This window comes from Schaalia sp. Marseille-Q2122 (genome assembly GCF_903645355.1).
Lineage (GTDB): Bacteria > Actinomycetota > Actinomycetes > Actinomycetales > Actinomycetaceae > Pauljensenia.
On the sequence record NZ_CAHJXR010000003.1, the window covers coordinates 112,111 to 129,803 of the forward strand.

The 17,693-nt window shown below is 60.5% G+C and carries 15 protein-coding genes; 8 read left to right on the top strand and 7 right to left on the bottom strand.

Features of this window, described 5'->3' with window-relative positions; all coding sequences use genetic code 11:
• Positions 1-10: 10 nt before the first annotated feature.
• From HWX48_RS03010 to HWX48_RS03040, 7 genes are read right to left on the bottom strand one after another with little or no spacing between them, the layout of a single operon-like run.
• A complete protein-coding gene (locus HWX48_RS03010; RefSeq protein WP_175954543.1) occupies positions 11-1,126 on the bottom strand; it encodes an Imm61 family immunity protein in 1,116 nt (371 codons plus the stop codon).
• A 21-nt stretch (positions 1,127-1,147) separates the two neighbouring features.
• Positions 1,148-2,263 carry a hypothetical protein gene (locus HWX48_RS03015; RefSeq protein WP_175954545.1) on the bottom strand — a complete coding sequence of 372 codons (1,116 nt, stop codon included), beginning with the start codon at positions 2,261-2,263 and terminating at the stop codon, positions 1,148-1,150.
• A gap of 19 nt (positions 2,264-2,282) precedes the next feature.
• Positions 2,283-3,398: a hypothetical protein gene (locus tag HWX48_RS03020; protein WP_175954547.1), complete on the bottom strand. Its 1,116-nt coding sequence runs from the start codon at positions 3,396-3,398 to the stop codon at positions 2,283-2,285.
• Positions 3,395-7,078, bottom strand: coding sequence for a putative T7SS-secreted protein (locus HWX48_RS03025; RefSeq protein WP_175954549.1), 3,684 nt, complete (start codon positions 7,076-7,078; stop codon positions 3,395-3,397). The genes HWX48_RS03020 and HWX48_RS03025 overlap by 4 nt, the downstream gene beginning before the upstream one ends.
• Positions 7,075-7,425: a hypothetical protein gene (locus tag HWX48_RS03030; protein WP_175954551.1), complete on the bottom strand. Its 351-nt coding sequence runs from the start codon at positions 7,423-7,425 to the stop codon at positions 7,075-7,077. Before HWX48_RS03030 ends, HWX48_RS03025 begins: the two co-directional genes overlap by 4 nt.
• Positions 7,426-7,431: 6 nt before the next feature.
• Positions 7,432-7,731 carry a hypothetical protein gene (locus HWX48_RS03035; RefSeq protein ID WP_175954553.1) on the bottom strand — a complete coding sequence of 100 codons (300 nt, stop codon included), beginning with the start codon at positions 7,729-7,731 and terminating at the stop codon, positions 7,432-7,434.
• Position 7,732: 1 nt separating this feature from the next.
• Entirely contained in the window at positions 7,733-7,906 is a 174-nt protein-coding gene (locus HWX48_RS03040; RefSeq protein ID WP_175954555.1) for a hypothetical protein, read from the bottom strand.
• A gap of 861 nt (positions 7,907-8,767) precedes the next feature.
• On the opposite strand from HWX48_RS03040, the gene ndhC reads away from it, so the two are divergent.
• From ndhC to nuoH, 8 genes are read left to right on the top strand one after another with little or no spacing between them, the layout of a single operon-like run.
• Complete coding sequence (ndhC, locus tag HWX48_RS03045) at positions 8,768-9,127, top strand: NADH-quinone oxidoreductase subunit A (protein ID WP_175954557.1); 360 nt, start codon at positions 8,768-8,770, stop codon at positions 9,125-9,127.
• Between the two features lie 21 nt (positions 9,128-9,148).
• Positions 9,149-9,703: an NADH-quinone oxidoreductase subunit B gene (locus HWX48_RS03050; RefSeq protein ID WP_175954559.1), complete on the top strand. Its 555-nt coding sequence runs from the start codon at positions 9,149-9,151 to the stop codon at positions 9,701-9,703.
• The gene (locus tag HWX48_RS03055) at positions 9,700-10,434 is read left to right on the top strand and encodes an NADH-quinone oxidoreductase subunit C (protein ID WP_175954561.1); all 735 of its coding nucleotides are present in this window, start codon (positions 9,700-9,702) and stop codon (positions 10,432-10,434) included. Before HWX48_RS03050 ends, HWX48_RS03055 begins: the two co-directional genes overlap by 4 nt.
• A complete protein-coding gene (locus HWX48_RS03060) occupies positions 10,434-11,798 on the top strand; it encodes an NADH-quinone oxidoreductase subunit D (RefSeq protein WP_175954563.1) in 1,365 nt (454 codons plus the stop codon). The genes HWX48_RS03055 and HWX48_RS03060 overlap by 1 nt, the downstream gene beginning before the upstream one ends.
• Positions 11,795-12,523: an NADH-quinone oxidoreductase subunit NuoE gene (gene nuoE / locus HWX48_RS03065; RefSeq protein WP_175954565.1), complete on the top strand. Its 729-nt coding sequence runs from the start codon at positions 11,795-11,797 to the stop codon at positions 12,521-12,523. The genes HWX48_RS03060 and nuoE overlap by 4 nt, the downstream gene beginning before the upstream one ends.
• The gene (gene nuoF / locus HWX48_RS03070) at positions 12,523-13,824 is read left to right on the top strand and encodes an NADH-quinone oxidoreductase subunit NuoF (protein ID WP_175954567.1); all 1,302 of its coding nucleotides are present in this window, start codon (positions 12,523-12,525) and stop codon (positions 13,822-13,824) included. The genes nuoE and nuoF overlap by 1 nt, the downstream gene beginning before the upstream one ends.
• Positions 13,821-16,394, top strand: coding sequence for an NADH-quinone oxidoreductase subunit G (locus HWX48_RS03075; RefSeq protein WP_175954569.1), 2,574 nt, complete (start codon positions 13,821-13,823; stop codon positions 16,392-16,394). Before nuoF ends, HWX48_RS03075 begins: the two co-directional genes overlap by 4 nt.
• On the top strand, positions 16,391-17,692 hold the full coding sequence (gene nuoH / locus HWX48_RS03080; protein ID WP_175954570.1) for an NADH-quinone oxidoreductase subunit NuoH: 1,302 nt from the start codon (positions 16,391-16,393) through the stop codon (positions 17,690-17,692). Before HWX48_RS03075 ends, nuoH begins: the two co-directional genes overlap by 4 nt.
• Position 17,693 lies beyond the last annotated feature (1 nt).

Below are 17,693 nucleotides of genomic sequence, written 5' to 3' on the forward strand. Positions count from 1 at the left end.
GCAGGTGTTCTTAGTTTGCTGTGTACCAGGGGTGGGAGGCGATGAACGCGTCGTAGCTGCTCAGATCGTAGTCAGAGTAGGAGCGCATCCCTCGTAGGCTTGGGCGCATAAATCTCTCCCAGTGTTCACGGTCAAGGTAGTGGTGAAGCATTCCTCCCCAAGGGTCCAAGAAAGCATTAAGCAACTCCTCAAGAGACAGGTGGGCGGTGTGCGTTAGCCACACTCGTTTGTAGGATGCTGCGCCAATCTGAAGGAGGAGACCCGAAGGTGACTGAAGGCCTACAGAAAAGCCATCGTTGTCAATGAGCTCCCATCCTGGTGCGATCTGCTCATCTTGGTATGGAATCTCGAGGGGTGCATACTCGAGATATTCACGGCCTATCCAACCATGCTCGAGGATGAGTAGGCGGGCGAATACTTCAAACTCTGGGGTGGCAAAGTTAGTGCCACGCGGCCCTCCTCTTGAACTTGAACCGCAAAAGTACTTTCTCCCGTCGTACCAGAGATACATCTTGTCTTCTGGATGATCAGAAAAAAGATAGTCCGTAACGACAAGATTGTTATGCTTATCAAGCGAAAAACCGCATAGGTCACGTGACGCTGTTCTTCCTTGGCGGGCGTTGTGCTTGCTGACGAGGGTTGCGAGGTTGGGGAAGAAGCCTTTCCCCATGGGGTCTGTTTCCCAGGTCTTCATGTCTACCAAGTCGCGGAGTGGGCCGCCTGTTGGTGACATGTAAGCACTAATGAGGGTGTCCGTGTCGGTGTTGAGGAAAGCAGGGATGCCAGGGGCGATGTCGAGCTTGAGGCCGTGCCCGGTTAGATGAACCCCTGCGGGGAGAGCGTCGTTGGTGAGGGGTGTGGTGATGGCGGGGTAGCGCATGCAATAGCGCGTGTAGGCGCCAATACGGGTGAGGGCCCACTTCCAGACGAGTTCCTCTGACCCGTAGCATTCCACGATGGGCTCACCCCCACGCGTGGCGGAAGCCGCAAAAGTCAAGCCTTTCTCGGCCCAGACGAGGTAATACCAGTCGAACCAGTGAAACGTCACCCCATTGGAAGCAAAGCGATAATTACAACTCTTCGCCGCAAAACGACGAAAAGGCTCAAGAGTATCAGGGGTGTTCATGGCATGTCCTCGTAGGTGTTCTTAGTTTGTTGTGTACCAGGGGTGGGAGGCGATGAACGCGTCGTAGCTGCTCAGATCGTAGTCAGAGTAGGATTTCATGCCTTTGAGGCCTGAACATATAGCTCTTTCCCAGTACTCCTCATCACGGTAGTGGGCGAGCATCCCCCCCCACGGATCCAAGAAAGCGTTGAGCAACTCCTCAAGCGATAAGTGAGCGGTCCGGATGAATTCCACTCGACTATACGGGGTGGCGGCAGTCAGAAGGAGTATTCCATCAGGGGTAGTGATGCCAAACGGTCGGAGACCATCATCAACGAGTTCCCATCCTGGTGTGATCTGCTCAGGCTGGCAGGGAATCTCAAGCGGAGCATGGTGACGGTGGGAACGGGCCCACGGGCCGTACCTGAGGATCAGGAATCGTGCGAAAATCTCAAACGCAGGAGTATAGAACTGAGGCACTCGCGGGCCGCCCCGCGAAGTCCTCTCAAGGTAGTACTTCTCGCCGTCGTAGCGCAAATACTCTTCAAATTCAGGAGGGTTAGAGAAAAGGCAGTCCGTCACGATAGGGGTGTTGTATTCATTAAGAGCAAAACCACACAAGTCACGTAACACTGATCTTCCACGGCCGGGTTCGTGCCAATTGACGAGGGTTTCGAGGTTGGGGAAGAATCCTTTCCCCATGGGGTCTGTTTCCCAGGTCTTGAAGTCTGTGAGGTCGTGGAGTGGGCCGCCTGTTGGTGACATGTAAGCCGTAACGAGAGTATCTAGGTCGGTGTTGAGGAAGGCGGGGATGCCTGGGGCAATGTCGAGCTTGAGGCCTTGCCCGGTTAGATGAACCCCTGCGGGGAGAGCGTCGTTGGTGAGGGGTGGGGTGATAGCGGGGTAGCGTAGGCAATAGCGCGTGTAGGCGCCAATACGGGTGAGGCCCCATTTCCAGACGAGTTCTTCACTTCCGTAGCATTCCACGATGGGCTCACTACCGCGCCGAGCAGAAGCCACGAAAGTTGTGCCGCGATCTTCCCAGATCCGCAGATACCAATCAAGCCAGTGCAACGTCACACCACCAGCAGTGACTCTCACATTGGCACACGAGGACGCAAAACGACGAAAACCCTCAAGGTCGGCAAGAGTGTCCATGGGATGCCCTCGTCTCTGCTTAGTTTGTTGTGTACCAGGGGTGGGAGGCGATGAACGTGTCGTAGCTGCTCAGATCGTAGTCAGAGTAGGGCTTCATGCCGCTTAATCTTGGGCGCATGGCTCTTTCCCAGTACTCCTCGTCGCGGTAGTGGGCAAGCATTCCACCCCAGGGGTCCAGGACAGCGTTAATCAGTTCTTCAAGAGACAAATGAGCGGTCCGGATGAATTCCACTCGACTATACGGGGTGGCGGCAGTCAGAAGGAGTATTCCATCAGGGGTAGTGATGCCAAACGGTCGGAGACCATCATCAACGAGTTCCCATCCTGGTGCGATTTGATCGGGTTGGCAGGGAATCTCAAGCGGAGCGTGGTGAAGGTAGGAACGGGCCCATCGGCCGTACCTGAGGATCAGGAATCGTGCGAAAATCTCAAACGCAGGAGTGCGGAACTGAGGTACTCGTGGGCCGCCCCGCGAACTTCTCTCAAGGTAGTATTTCTCGCCGTCGTAGAGCAAATACTCTTTGTCTTCTGGATGGTCAGAAAAAAGGTAGTCCGTAACGACGGGGGTGTTGTGTTCGTTAAGGGCGAAGCCGCATAGGTCAGTTAACCAGGGTCTTCCCTGGCCAGCTTTGTGCCAATTGACGAGGGTTTCGAGGTTGGGGAAGAAGCCTTTCCCCATGGGGTCTGTTTCCCAGGTCTTGAAGTCTGTTAGGTCTCGGAGTGGGCCGCCTGTTGGCGACATGTAGGCCGTAACGAGAGTATCTAGGTCGGTGTTGAGGAAGGCTGGGATGCCAGGGGCGATGTCGAGCTTGAGGCCTTGCCCGGTTAGATGAACCCCTGCGGGGAGAGCGTCGTTGGTGAGGGGTGGGGTGATGGCGGGGTAGCGCATGCAATACCGCGTGTAGGCACCAATACGGGTGAGGGCCCACTTCCAGACGAGTTCTTCTGTCCCGTAGCATTCCACGACGGGCTCACTACCGCGCCTGGTTGAAGCCGCGAAAAAGGTGCCGCGATCTTCCCAGATCCGCAGATGCCAATCAATCCAGTGAAACGTCACCCCATTGGGGGCGAAGCAATAACTACAACTCTTCGCCGCAAAACGACAAAAAGGCTCAAGGTTATCAAAAAGGCTCATCTTGGTGTCACATCCCTGACTATTTTTGCTTGCATGACTTCTTCGATGCTTTTCTCCACAAGGGTCACGCCATCGGCGTCAGGTCCGAAGAATTGGATCTGAATAGCGCCCCCTTTACCGCCGTGCCATGGGGCGACCTTGCCAACGGTCATTGACCACCCCTCAGGTAGATCATCAACATTGAGCTCATACACATAGTATTTGCCGTGGACGGAGGTGGGAGCCAGCGAACGTTCCCCAAAGCTCGCAGGCCCATCCTTACCGATCAGGCCAAGATACTGCCCTGAAGGATGGCCAATACGGTCGAAGCGAATCACCCCATCTTCGGGCAGATCGTAGAGTCTGCGAAGAGTGTCTTGGATACCGGTGGTCTTATGGTGGGTCATGCCATTGTGAACCATGCCCTCAATGCCCGTGGTCTCCGACTTTTCCGGCACGGCATTGCCGAAGAGATGGCTCTCGGCGCGATAAGCGCCGTGGTAAATCTCTGCGCTGTCTTCGATCCATTTCGAGTACTTTGCGTGCCATTCATTGTAGGAACGCAAAGAGCCATCCTCGTTTCGACCGAAGATCTCATCAATGTCTTTAATGAGAGAACGGGTCGTTGGATCCATGCCGCTAGCATCTTCAGGGGGAGGAAGAACCACGTCATATCTGTTGTCGTACCTAGTCAAACAAGCGCATATGTCGTCGATGGTGTTTGGCCTCACTGCCCTGCGTGCCTCGACCTCGGGCGTCAGCTCCCAATTGACCTTCTTTTCGTCGTTGCCAGTTGTTGAAGCCTCATCCGCTTCCGCGTCGTTTACTTTGTTACTCGCAGCCGTACTGTTGTCGGTATCAGGCTCGTGTGTTTTTCCTGGCTCAACAGAGTTGTCTGGGGCGGAATTCCTTCCAGGACTGTCTGGGATGCTGTTGTTCTCGGGATCGTTCTTGGAGTGAGTTGAAGAAGACGAAGACTCTGCATGTGACTTGTTGACTCCAGTAGCGATGGAATCCGGGTTGAGGCCAGAATCGGTGTCGGTGTTGGGCTGAGTTTCTAGGTTGGTGTCATCGTCAAGCGTGTCTGGTTTATCGCTTCGAGTGGGGGCCTCTTCGTCCTTATGGGTGCTGACAACGGTGTTGTCGTCCGTGTCATTCTTGCTGACAGGCTCGGAAGCATGGTCCACTGCAGCACCCGAAGAGTCAGCGTCGGATTTAGCTTCTATTTCGGCGTGTTCAGGAGTGTCAGCGTTGGTGGTTGTGGTCGAGCCTGGCACCTCATCCGCGTGTGCAGTGTCTGCATCGGCCTTAGGCGCAGGGGCGAGCGCTTCGGCATCTTTGGCCTCGGGTGAAGGGGAGTCTGTGGTGGGAGTTTCGTCCGGAGTGAGAGTGGAGTCCGCAGCAGGTGTTTCATTCGGATCGACGATGGAGCCAGAGTCAGCGCCAGCATCGGTGTCGGTGTCGGTGTTGGGCTGAGTTTCTAGGTTGGTGTCGTCGTCAAGCGTGTCTGGTTTATCGCTTCGAGTGGGGGCCTCTTCGTCCTTATGGGTGCTGACAACGGTGTTGTCGTCCGTGTCATTCTTGCTGACAGGCTCGGAAGCATGGTCCACTGCAGCACCCGAAGAGTCAGCGTCGGATTTAGCTTCTATTTCGCCGTGGTCAGGAGTGTCAGCGTTGGTGGTTGTGGTCGAGTCTGGCACCTCATCCGCGTGTGCAGTGTCTGCATCGGCCTTAGGCGCAGGGGCGAGCGCTTCGGCATCTTTGGCCTCGGGTGAAGGGGAGTCTGTGGTGGGAGTTTCGTCCGGAGTGAGAGTGGAGTCCGCAGCAGGTGTTTCATTCGGATCGACGATGGAGCCAGAGTCAGCGCCAGCATCGGTGTCGGTGTCGGTGTTGGGCTGAGTTTCTACGTTGGTGTCGTCGTCAAGCGTGTCTGGTTCATCGCTTCGAGTGGGGGCCTCTTCGTCCTTATGGGTGCTGACAACGGTGTTGTCGTCCGCGTCATTCTTGCCGACAGGCTCGGAAGCATGGCCTGCTGCAGCACCCGAAGAGTCAGCGTCTCGAGTGGGGGTGGGGGCAGAAGCGTCATCGCCCCTGAGTGAAGCTGCTTCGGCTTGGGGAGCAGCCTCTCTACCGACGGGTGAGTCAGCATTGCTGACCGCATTGGAGCTCGGGGTGGTTGCTTCAGTCGGCGTGTTGGGAGGCGCAGAGCGAGGCTGATCCGAACCATGTGGGGAGGGGTCAGCGCTCACATTGGCCCTGGCATCGCCAGGGTGGGTCGCGCTGGATACCTCCATATCCCTCCCTGCATCAGGGGAGGGGCTACGAGCCTCCAAGACAGCATCCTTCTGGTGGGCGCTTACCTCTGGGGTGGGGTCGAGACGCCGTAGGAGGCGGTCGTGGTCGATGCTTGTGTGTGCGGATGAGGGGGCATTAGAGGTGTGGGTTCGGGTGTAGAGGCGTCGTTCGAGTTCGGCAAGAGGCTCGGCCTGTGCCTGCGCCTGTGGCGTGGGTGGGGAGGTGGGCGCGTGGTGAGTGCTGCCGACGGAGGGCGGAAGTGATGAGGCGCGTTCGGGTAGCGATACGGGTGCAGCACCGGGCGCCGACGCAGATGCGGGCGACGACTTTCTACTCAGCCCAAGGTCGTGAACGGAGCCATTTGTCGAGTCGGGAATCAGCTTGGTGTGAGGAAGATCGTTGACGTTTTTGATGGGCGACGAAAGATGGAGATCGTCAAGGTGCGAAGGAAGATGATTGAGGACACGGGTGCCTTTCAAGCCCGCGTAGATACCGTCAATCTTGGTCACGAGAGACGCACCCCTAGTGGCAACCGTTCCAGAGCCTGCAGTGAGCACTGAAATAACTGCGTCAGGCACCAAGCGGCCAGCAGCGCGGGCTGGGTCGTCGGCCCAGGTTTCAACATCGGCTACCGCACTGACAACATTGATGAAAGTCTCACCGGGCCGATTCCACGCAGCGCTTGCAAGGTCAGCGGCTTGCTCGAAAGGACGCATCTGAAGGGCAAGGACCTCGGAAGGGGTGAGTTTACCGTCCCACCATTGGCTGAGCTGCTCGCCCAAAGTAAAGGTGTTGGTAACGGGCAAGAAGAGTAATTTGCCAAGATCAAACAAGGCTTCCGCTGCCCCACCAAAAAAAGCACCAGCCTCATCCAACCACGAACGTTCTGCGGGAGCGAGATCGCACGCAGCCTCCAACGCGCGGGCGCATTGATCACCTGCCCGATTGAGATCTGACATGATCCGTGCGAAATCGCTGAGGGCACTTTCTCTCAAAGCGTCGCCAGGACGAGTAACTGCAGCTGAGGTCTGCGAAGAAAAGATCGCTGTGTCGACGTGACGCCAAGCGGTTTGAACGTTCAACTCCGTCCCGCGCGCGTACCTTTCGCGGCATTCTTGAGCTGCCTGCTGACACTGCTCAAGCACATCGGCATACTCATCCAAAACCTCAGCTGCGTGCCGGAACGCCCACGACGCCTCTGCCCACCGGGAAGGTTCAGTGTGGAAGCGTTCGCGGAAAATACCAGATGCAGGGCCGCTCCATCCTGTGACCTCAACGGCTTTCAACGCTCGTTCGATATCCCCGAAAAGGGTGGAGTTGCGATCCAACTGTTGTGCTGAGAGACGTAGGTCGGCGACGTCTCCAACGATGGTGAAATCAGGAGCACCTCGATGTGATGCGTTCATCGTTGCCCTTCATTCACGCGAGGCATTCCAACGCTGGCCTGCAGTGATTGCATGGCTGTGCGAAACTCGACCATGGCTTCTTCAGCGGACTGGTTATATTCGCCATAGGCCTGCAGAACTCCCCCGAGGCGCCCGCCAATTTCGCCGAGATCAGCCGCCAGATTGTTAATCCCCAGCTCCCATCGCGCGGAAAACTCTCGGATACCTTCAGCGACACCAGGGTGTCCGACTTCGCCGGAGGGTAAGAAATCTTCAATGTCGTGCTCCCAGACCATCTTTTCGACTGCGGAGATCTTCTCGACAAGCTCGCTCATTCCCTGAGCATCCACACTGAAATCACGGTTCACCAGCGTCTACCTTTCCGACATCAAGACAACGCATCGTGATTCAGCCGCATACCCGGCTTCACTGACCCGCTCTAAGGCATCACTGGCCTGGGTGAGGGCATCCATCAGTTGGTCAAAACGCTGCTGCATTTCCTTGCGTTGGCGGATTTGAGCTTGACGTGATTCTGATGCCGGGGACCAGCCGGAGATGTGAATCTCTACTTGCGTGTCCATCTGTGTGAACTCAGAGCTCAAATGATCGCGTAAGGAGGTGATGGCCCGTTGAAGCTCATCCACAGTGGCACGAGAATACGTGAGATTCGCCATCTCAGTTGATTCCGAGCCTGCGAGCGAGCTCGGTGAACTCATCGACAACATCAAGCTCGGTGTGCTCGACACGATCATCGACCGCACTCAATGAGAGTCCGTAGGCCATCAAATTTGAGGAAAAATCGCTAAAAGCGAGGCTCCATTCACCTAACGCTTCCGCGAAAACAGGCATGCCAGAGTTTATGAGCCCTTCGTTAGTTGCTTGGATCTCAGTAGTGAAAACATCCCACTCCTGTGAAAAAACCTCACAAGCTGACTCGACGCGGGCGCCAGCAGCCCTCTGGCCACCCAGGCATAAAGCAAATTCGGACGCCAACGCCCCTCCCCCCATCAAGGTGAACGATTGCTGAACAGTCTAAAAACTCAGATAATTTCCCCATCGCTGTTTTGATAGTGATGTTTCCCACTCGGGCCGTGTTGGTAGATCTTGAATCCCTCTCTTGTTGTTGGCCTGGACACCGTGAAGGCGCTGGGTGTCATTAGGTAGCGTGTCGCCGCCTCTTTAAAAAGGGGTAAAGGTAGCGCGAGGTGGGTCGAAGGTCTCTGTTGGGGCATGTTTGGGCTGGGTGCTAGCTCACCCAGCCCTGAATAAGATAAGCATTTCCTTTCGCAAATACGGGTTTCTTGATCTGTGTATGAGTCCGAAAAACCGCCAAATAATGCGCGAATCTGCCTGTGTTCATCGCGAGTCCTGAATGTCGCTAATCTTCATGAGGAACTTCGCTAGATGGCCAGCGATGTTTGTGAACATTCGTGCAGTCGACGGGCTGCGCGTTCAGTCATGGAGGAATACTGTGCCGGGTAGGCTCGTGCGCTCTGCGCAAGCCAATCGCATCGACGCTGATGGCGTCGTGTGTGCCCCCGCACACCCTCACACCTCCGTGACGGCCCCAATAGCCGAGCAGAAACTGACTGAAGCTGCTCGCGCTCATTGGGGTTTTTGTGCGTTTAGAGCACGAGAACATCAGCGGCTCCACAAAGCCGCGCCCCCGAACACTCCACTGACCCTGACCCGATCCCGCTGGGAGGAACAATGACGAATCCCTACTGGCCGCTACTCATTATGTTTGCGGCCGCCCTGGTCCTGGCACTCGGTGGCCTGGGCGCTTCGGCGATCCTGGGTCCGAGCAAGAAGAGCAAAATTAAGGCCGACAACTATGAATGTGGCGTTGATCCTTCTGGCCAGTATGCCGACGAGGGCCGCTTCCCCGTGCGCTACTACCTCGTTGCCATGACCTTCATCATCTTCGACATCGAAGTGGTCTTCATGTACCCGTGGGCGGTGAGCTTCAACATGCTGGGCCTCTTCGGCCTAGCCGCAATGCTCACCTTCATCGCCCTGATCACGGTGCCCTACATCTATGAGTGGCGCCGCGGCGGTCTGGACTACTGAGGACAGGACTGAGGAAACATAATGGGACTTGAAGAACACCTGCCGGCGGGCGTTGCCCTGACCAGCATCGAAAAGATGCTGGGCTTGGCGCGAAAGCACAGCCAATGGCCCGTCACCATGGGTCTTGCCTGCTGCGCCATCGAAATGATGGCCACCGCCACCCCCCGCTTCGACATGGCACGCTTTGGCCTGGAAGTCTTCCGCGCCTCGCCTCGCCACGCTGACCTGATGATCGTGTCGGGTCGCCTCTCGCACAAGATGGCCCCCATCGTGCGCCGCGTCTACGACTCCATGCCTGAACCCAAATGGGTGATCTCCATGGGTGCCTGCGCATCCTCGGGCGGCATGTTCAACAACTACGCGATCGTTCAGGGCGTCGACCACATCGTGCCCGTCGATGTCTACCTGCCTGGCTGCCCGCCCCGCCCCGAAGCGCTCATCCACGCGGTCCTCACCCTGCGCGAGCAGATCGCCAACGAGCCCCTGGGCGTGCACCGTCGCGAGATCGCACGCAAGGCCGAACAGGCCGCGCTGGCTGCCACCCCCACCCACCAGATGAAGGGACTGCTGGCATGAGCGAAAACCTGCCTGAGGCCGCTTCCGCCGACCTGCCCTCCACCCACGAGGCCACCCGCGGATTCGCCCACCCTGAAACCATCGCCCGCCGCCAGGGATCCTTTGGCGTGCAGGACGCTGGCGACACCACCGGTTTTGGCGGCATGGTCGAAACCTTCACCCTGCCTGGCGAAACCGCCCGCCCCTACGGCGGCTGGTTCGACTCGGTCGTGGATATCCTCGAAGAGCTCATTACCGAGGACGGCCTGAAGGTTGCTGAGGTCATCGAAAAGGTGACGGTCTACCGCGATCAGCTGACCATCTTCGTGGCCCGCGAGCACATCCGTCGCGTCTGCCAGTACCTGCGCGATGACCAGGACCTGCGCTTCGAACTGTGCCTGGGGACCAATGGCGCCCACTACCCGGCAGACCTGGGCCGTGAACTCCACGCCATCTACCCCCTGATGTCTGTCACCCACAACCGCATGCTGCGACTGGAAGTGACCTGCCCTGATGCAGATCCCCATATTCCTTCCGTGGTAGACATCTACCCGGCCAATGACTGGCAGGAACGTGAAACCTGGGACCTGATCGGCATCGTCTTTGATGGCCACCCGGCGCTGACCCGTACCGCCATGCCAGATGACTGGACCGGTCACCCGCAGCGTAAGGACTACCCTCTGGGTGGTATTCCCGTCGAATACAAGGGCGCCACAGTTCCGCCCGCCGACTCGCGGAGGTCGTACAACTGATGAGCGACGCACAAGCTTTCAACACGCGTATTCACGCGCCTCAGTCCTCATTGGGGATCGACGTTGACGAGATTCCCGAGGTCCTCGCCCAGGGCGGCGACTGGGAGGACGTCCTGGCGGAGATTGAGAAGATCTCCAGCGAACGCATCGTGCTCAATATGGGCCCCGTGCACCCCTCCACCCACGGCGTGCTCCGCCTCATCCTCGAACTCGATGGTGAGAAGGTCCGTGAAACCCGCGTCGATACCGGCTACCTCCATACCGGTATTGAAAAGAACATGGAGTACCGCACCTGGACTCAGGGCGTCACCTTCTGCACCCGCATGGACTACGTGGCCCCCTTCTTCCAGGAAGTGGCCTACTGCCTGGGTGTGGAGCGCCTGCTGGGCATCACCGATGACATTCCCGAGCGCGCCACGCTCATCCGCGTGCTGCTCATGGAACTCAACCGCATCTCCTCGCACCTAGTGGCTATCGGTACCGGCGGTAACGAGCTGGGCGCAACCACCATGTTCGGTGTGGGCCTGCAGGGTCGTGAAGAGATCCTGCGTATCTTTGAGCGCATCACCGGCCTGCGTATGAACCACGCCTACATCCGCCCTGGCGGTGTCGCTCAGGATATTCCCGCCGGCACCGTTGAATACGTGCGTGAGCAGCTGCCCCTGGTTCGCAAGGCCATTGGCAAGCTTGAGGACCTCACCCAGGCTAACCCCATCTTCCACCAGCGCTTCGGCAATGTGGGCTATATGCCTCTGTCGGCCGTGATGGCCTTGGGCGCGACCGGCCCCACCGCCCGCGCCGCTGGCCTGCCCTTGGACCTGCGTAAGATGCAGCCCTACTGCGGTTACGAGACCTACGAGTTCGACGTGTGCACGCACAACGCCTCGGATGCTTTCGCCCGTACCCGCGTGCGTTTCGACGAGTGCTACCAGTCCATGCGCATTCTCCACCAGGTTCTGGATCGCTTGGAGGCCTGCGAGGGCGCCCCCACGATGGTGGGCGACGCGCAGATCGCTTGGCCTGCCCGTCTGTCGGTCGGCAATGACGGCCAGGGTAATTCCCTGGAGCACATTGCGGAGATCATGGGCCGTTCGATGGAATCCCTCATCCACCACTTCAAGCTGGTGACCGAAGGTTTCCGCGTTCCTGCAGGCCAGGTCTACCAGAGCATTGAGCACGCCAAGGGCATTATGGGCGTCCACCTCGTGTCCGATGGTGGTACCCGCCCCTACCGCGTCCACTTCCGCGATCCTTCCTTCGCGAACCTTCAGTCCCTGGCCATGATGACCGAGGGCGGCCAGCTGGCCGACGTCGTCGTGTCTCTGGCCGCCATCGACCCGGTGCTGGGAGGCGTCGACCGATGAGCTACACGCAAGAAGTCGAGGCGCGCCTGCGCGCCGAAGCAGCCCAGATCATTGGGCGCTACCCCACGGGGCACGAGCGCAGCGCACTGCTGCCCATGCTCCACCTCGTCCAATCCGAGGACGGCTACGTCTCCGCTGACGGCATTGCCCTGTGCGCTGACGTGCTGGGTCTGAGCCGCCCCGAGGTGTCCGCCGTGGCCACCTTCTACACCCAGTACAAGCGTCACCCCAATGGTGACTACCTGGTGGGTGTGTGCACGAACTCCCTGTGTGCCGTCATGGGCGGCGATGAAATCTGGGAGGCCGTGTCCGAGCACGTGGGTGTCGGTTCTGATGAGACCAACGAGTCCGGAAAGATTACCCTCGAACGCCTCGAATGTAATGCGGCCTGCGACTACGCGCCCGTTGTCATGGTGAACTGGGAGTTCTTCGACAACCAGACCCCAGAGTCGGCCATCGCCCTCGTTGATGACCTTGAGGCCGGACGCCCCGTGCGCCCCACCCGCGGCCCCGACACCGTGGCCACCTTCAAGGAGATCGAGCACGTCCTGGCGGGCTTCCCTGATGGTCGTGTCCACGAGGGTCCCTCCGCTGGTGAGGCCTCGCTGTTGGGCGTGCGTATCGCTGCGAAGAACGGGTGGACCGCACCGGTCGCCATCGAAGGCGCTGACAACACAGCCGACGCTGCCGCTGAAAGCTCCGAGAGCAAGGAAGGACAGGCCTGATGACCACCTACTCTGCACCTTCCACCCTCACCCCCATCCTCACCAAGGGCTGGGGCGAGGACCGCTCCTGGACCCTGGAGTCCTACCTGGCACGCGGCGGCTACGAGGGCCTGAAGAAGGCCAACACCATGGAACCCGCTGACATTGTTGAGGCCGTCAAGGCTTCGGGTCTGCGCGGCCGTGGTGGCGCTGGCTTCCCCACCGGCCTGAAGTGGTCCTTCCTGCCTCCCGACGACGGCATGCCGCGTTACCTCGTGGTTAACGCGGACGAGTCCGAGCCGGGCACCTGCAAGGACATTCCCACGATCATGGCTAACCCCCACATCCTCGTGGAGGGCATGGCGATCACCTCGCGCGCCATTAACTGCACCCACGCTTTCGTGTACCTGCGTGGCGAGGTCGTGCACGTCTACCGCCGCCTGATGAACGCCATCGAGGAAGCGACGGCCGCTGGCCTGCTCGGCGACCTGAAGATCACCGCCCACGCGGGTGCTGGCGCCTACATCTGCGGTGAGGAAACCGCGCTGCTGGATTCCCTGGAAGGCTACCGCGGTCACCCCCGCCTCAAGCCTCCCTTCCCGGCGGTGGCTGGCCTGTACGCCCGACCCACCGTGATTAATAACGTCGAGTCGGTCTCTCAGGTTCCCGGTATTTTCGCCAACTCCGTGGACTGGTACACGGCCATGGGCACCGAAAAGTCCCGCGGCCACGGTATCTTCTCCGTCTCTGGCCACGTGAAGAACCCCGGCCAGTTCGAGGCTCCCTTCGGCATCACCATGCGTGAACTCATTGACATGGCTGGCGGCATCCGCGAGGGCCACACCCTGAAGTTCTGGACTCCGGGTGGCTCTTCCACGCCGCTGCTCACCGAGGAAGACCTTGACGTGCCCCTCGATTACGAGGCCGTCGGCGCTGCAGGCTCCATGCTGGCAACCCGCGCCCTGCAGGTTTTCGATGACACGACCTCCGTGGTGCGCGTCATCACCCGCTGGATTGAGTTCTACCAGCATGAGTCTTGCGGTAAGTGCACGCCCTGTCGTGAAGGCACCTACTGGCTCAAGCAGATCATGCTCCGCTTGGAGGCCGGTCGCGGCCTGCCTGGCGACGTCGACCTGCTTGACGAGATCGCCCACAATATCTTCGGCCGCAGCTTCTGTGCCCTCGGTGACGCGGCGGCAACGCCGGTGATGAGCGGCATTAAGAAGTTCCGTGAGGAATTCGAGGCCGGACTGACCACGCCCGCCCGGGAACTCTTCCCGTACGAGCGCTCCGCTGTTTTCGCACGAGGAGGAGCACGATGACTGAGCCCACCACCATGGTGGACGTCACCATTGATGACGTGCAGCTAAGCGTCCCCGCTGGCACGCTCGTCATCCGCGCCGCCGAAGAGGCTGGCATCCGCATCCCACGTTTCTGTGACCACCCGCTGCTGGCACCCGTGGCTGCCTGCCGCCAGTGCCTCGTTGAGGTCGGCATGCCCGACCGCAACACCGGCGAGGTGCGTTTCATGCCCAAGCCCCAGCCCTCGTGTGCGCAGACCGTCACCCCCGGCATGGTGGTGAAGACCCAGGAAACCTCCGAGGTTGCCGCCGTCGCTCAGCGTGGCGTCATGGAGTTCCTGCTCATTAACCACCCCCTTGATTGCCCGATCTGCGATAAGGGCGGCGAATGCCCCCTGCAGAACCAGGCGATGACCGACGGGCGCGCCACCTCGCGTTTCGCTGATGCTAAGCGCGCCTACCCCAAGCCTCTGCGCCTGACCAGCCACATTCTGCTCGACCGCGACCGCTGCATCCTGTGCCAGCGTTGCGTGCGTTTCGGGAAGGAAATCGCTGGCGACGCCTTCATTGATCTGCAGGGGCGTGGCGGCGGTTCGGCTCCCACCGACCACCACTACTTCATGGCCGAGCAGATCGGCTCCTTCGACACCCAGGTGCTTGACTTCCACCAGGATGGCGCTCACGGCGCTGCCCCGGCGGATATTTCGGGCCCCTACGGCCAGGCTGGCATTATCGGCTCGGCGAACTCGGGTGACATGCGCGAGTCGGACCGCGACCAGACGGGCCGCACCTTCGCCTCCTACTTCTCGGGCAATATCATCCAGATTTGTCCGGTGGGTGCGCTCACCGCAGCCTCCTACCGTTTCCGCGCCCGCCCCTTCGACCTCGTGTCCACCGCTTCGGTGGCAGAGCACGACGCCTCGGGTGCCGCGATCCGCGTGGATGTGCGCCGCGGCGAGGTCGTTCGCCGTATGGCGGGCAATGACCCGCAGGTCAACGAAGAGTGGATCACCGACAAGGATCGTTTCGCCTTCGAGTGGCAGAACGTGGGCCGCATTACCCAGCCCCTGGTTCGTGAGAACGGCGAGCTGGTGCCGACCTCGTGGTCGGACGCTTTGCACCGCGCCGCCGAGGGCCTCAAGGCCGCTCGCGCCAAGGGCCGCGTGGGCTTCATGGCCGGTGGCCGCCTGACCTTCGAGGACGCCTACGCGTGGTCGAAGTTCGCGCGCACCGTCATGAATTCCGATGACGTGGACTTCCGCTCCCGCACCCTTTCCTCCGAGGAGCGCACCTTCCTGTCCAGCCGTATCGCCGGTTCGGGCCTGGGCGTGACCTACACGGATGTGGAGAAGGGTGGCCAGGTGCTCCTCGTGGCCCTCGAACCCGAGGACGAGGCCGGCTCCCTCTTCCTGCGTCTGCGTAAGGGCGTGCTCGCTGGCAGCGTGAAGGTCGCCACCGTTGCGCCCTTCACCACCGCTGGCTCGCGTAAGCTCGGCGCTCAGGTGCTGCACGCAGCGCCCGGCACCGAGGTTGAGGTGCTTGGCTCCATCGCGGAAGGTGGCGTTAATGCCGAGCTCGCCGAGGCTCTGCGCGGTGGCATCATCCTCGTTGGCGAGCGCGCCGCCCGCGCTGTTGGCCTGCTGACCGCCGTTGGTGAACTCGCTGACCGCCTAGGCGCCCGCCTGCAGTGGGTGCCGCGTCGCGCCGGCGACCGCGCCGCCCTTGAGGCTGGCCTGCTACCCGGCCTGCTGCCCTTTGGTCGTCCCCTGAATGACGAGGCCGCCCGCGCCTCGCTGGGCTGGGCGAATCTGCCCGCGCAGCGTGGTTCCTGCTCCCGCGGCCAGTGCGAACGCGCAGCAAAGGGTGAAGTGACCGGTTTTGTTGTCGGTGGCGTTGACGTGCGCGACCTTGCAGACCCGGAGGCAACCCTCAAGGGCCTGCAGACCGCTCAGTTCATCGTCTCCCTCGAGGTCACCGAGTCCGCTGTCACCCAGCTGGCCGACGTGGTCCTCCCCGTGGCGCCCGCCGTGGAGAAGCACGGCACCTTCATTAACTGGGAGGGCCGCCTGCGCCCCTTCGGCCAGGCCATTTCGGCCCGCTCCCTGAGCGACCGCGACGTCCTCGTGCGCCTGGCACGCGAGTTCGGTGTGGACCTGGGCCTGGAGAAACTGACCGACGTCTACGACGAGGTCAACCCCCTGATGACCTGGACCGGCGCTCGCGTTGAGCCCGTGGCCGTGGAGGCCCCCGCCCCCACCGCTATCGCCCCCGGTCAGGCCCTGCTCACCACCCACAAGCCGATGCTGGACGCTGGCCGCATGCAGGCCGGTGCCCCTCAGCTTGCCGGCACCGCCCGCCGTTCGGTGGCCTTCGTGTCCCCCGCAACCCTGGAGGGCCTGGGCGTCGCTGAAGACGCGCCCGTCACCCTCAGCGGCGAGCGCGGCACGATCACCCTTCCTGTTGAGGTCGCGGACCTGCCCGACGGTGTCGTGTGGGTGCCCGAATGTTCGCAGGATTCCCTCGTCCACTCGTCCCTCGGAGCCACCGGCTCCGTCGTGACCCTCACCGCTACAGCGGAGGTGGCCCGATGAACGCTCTTCCCTTCGAACTCCCCATGGCAGTTCAGAGCGCAGTTGCGGACTTCTCGCAGGAGACCTGGTGGCTGACCCTGATTAAGGCAGTGTTCCTCATCGTCTTCCTCATCCTCAACGTGCTCATCGCCTTGTGGGTGGAACGTCGAGGCCTGGGCCGCATGCAGTCGCGTCCCGGCCCGAACGTGGCCGGCCCCTTCGGTTTGCTGCAGGCCATCGCCGACGCCGTGAAGCTGCTCTTCAAGGAAGACATGTGGACGCGCCGCTCGGACAAGTTCCTCTACCTGCTGGCACCCGTCATCGCCGCCTTCTGCGCGTTCAGCATCTTCGCTGTTATGCCTCTGGGCCCCAATGTCAACATCTTTGGCTACTCCACTCCGCTGCAGATGGCTGACATGCCCGTGGCTGTCCTCTACATCCTGGCGATGGCATCCCTTGGCCTGTATGGCATCGTCCTGGGTGGCTGGTCGTCCCGTTCGACCCTGCCGCTCTACGGCGCGATCCGCTCCTCCGCTCAGGTGATCTCCTACGAACTGTCGATGGGTATGGCCCTGGTGTCCGTGTTCATCATGGCGGGCTCCATGTCGACCTCGCAGATCGTTGCCTCCCAGGAGAGGGTGTGGTGGGCCTTCGCCCTCATGCCGGCCTTCATCATCTACTGCATCTCCGCAGTCGGTGAAGTCAACCGTCTGCCCTTCGACCTTCCTGAAGCGGAAGGTGAAATCGTGGCCGGCCACATGACCGAGTACTCTTCGATGAAGTTCGCATGGTACTTCCTTTCCGAGTACGTCAACATGCTCAACGTCTCCGCCGTTGCGACCACCCTCTTCTTCGGTGGCTGGCGGGCACCCTGGCCGCTGGGCTACTTCGGGATCATGGATGGCGGCTGGTGGGGCATCCTGTGGTTCTTCCTCAAGATGTGGTTCTTCATGTTCCTCATGGTGTGGACCCGCGCCACCCTCATGCGTTTCCGCTACGACCAGTTCATGGCCCTGGGCTGGAAGCGCCTCATCCCCATCTCCCTGGTGTGGATCGTGCTCGTCGCCATCTTGCGTGGCGTGACCAGCTGGGTGCATGTCTCCTTGCCGGTCATCGCCGCCGTCATCGTCGGCATCTTCGTCATTGCCCTCATCGTCGTGTGGTTCACCGACGGTGGGGAGGAAGAGCAGGACGAGGCACCCGCCGACCGTCCCTTCGACGCCTTCGCCGACGGCTACCCGGTCCCACCCCTGCCCGGACAGACACTGCCGCCCTCGCCTCGCGCGGGCCGCGCACCGATCGTTATTGAGGAGGCCTGAT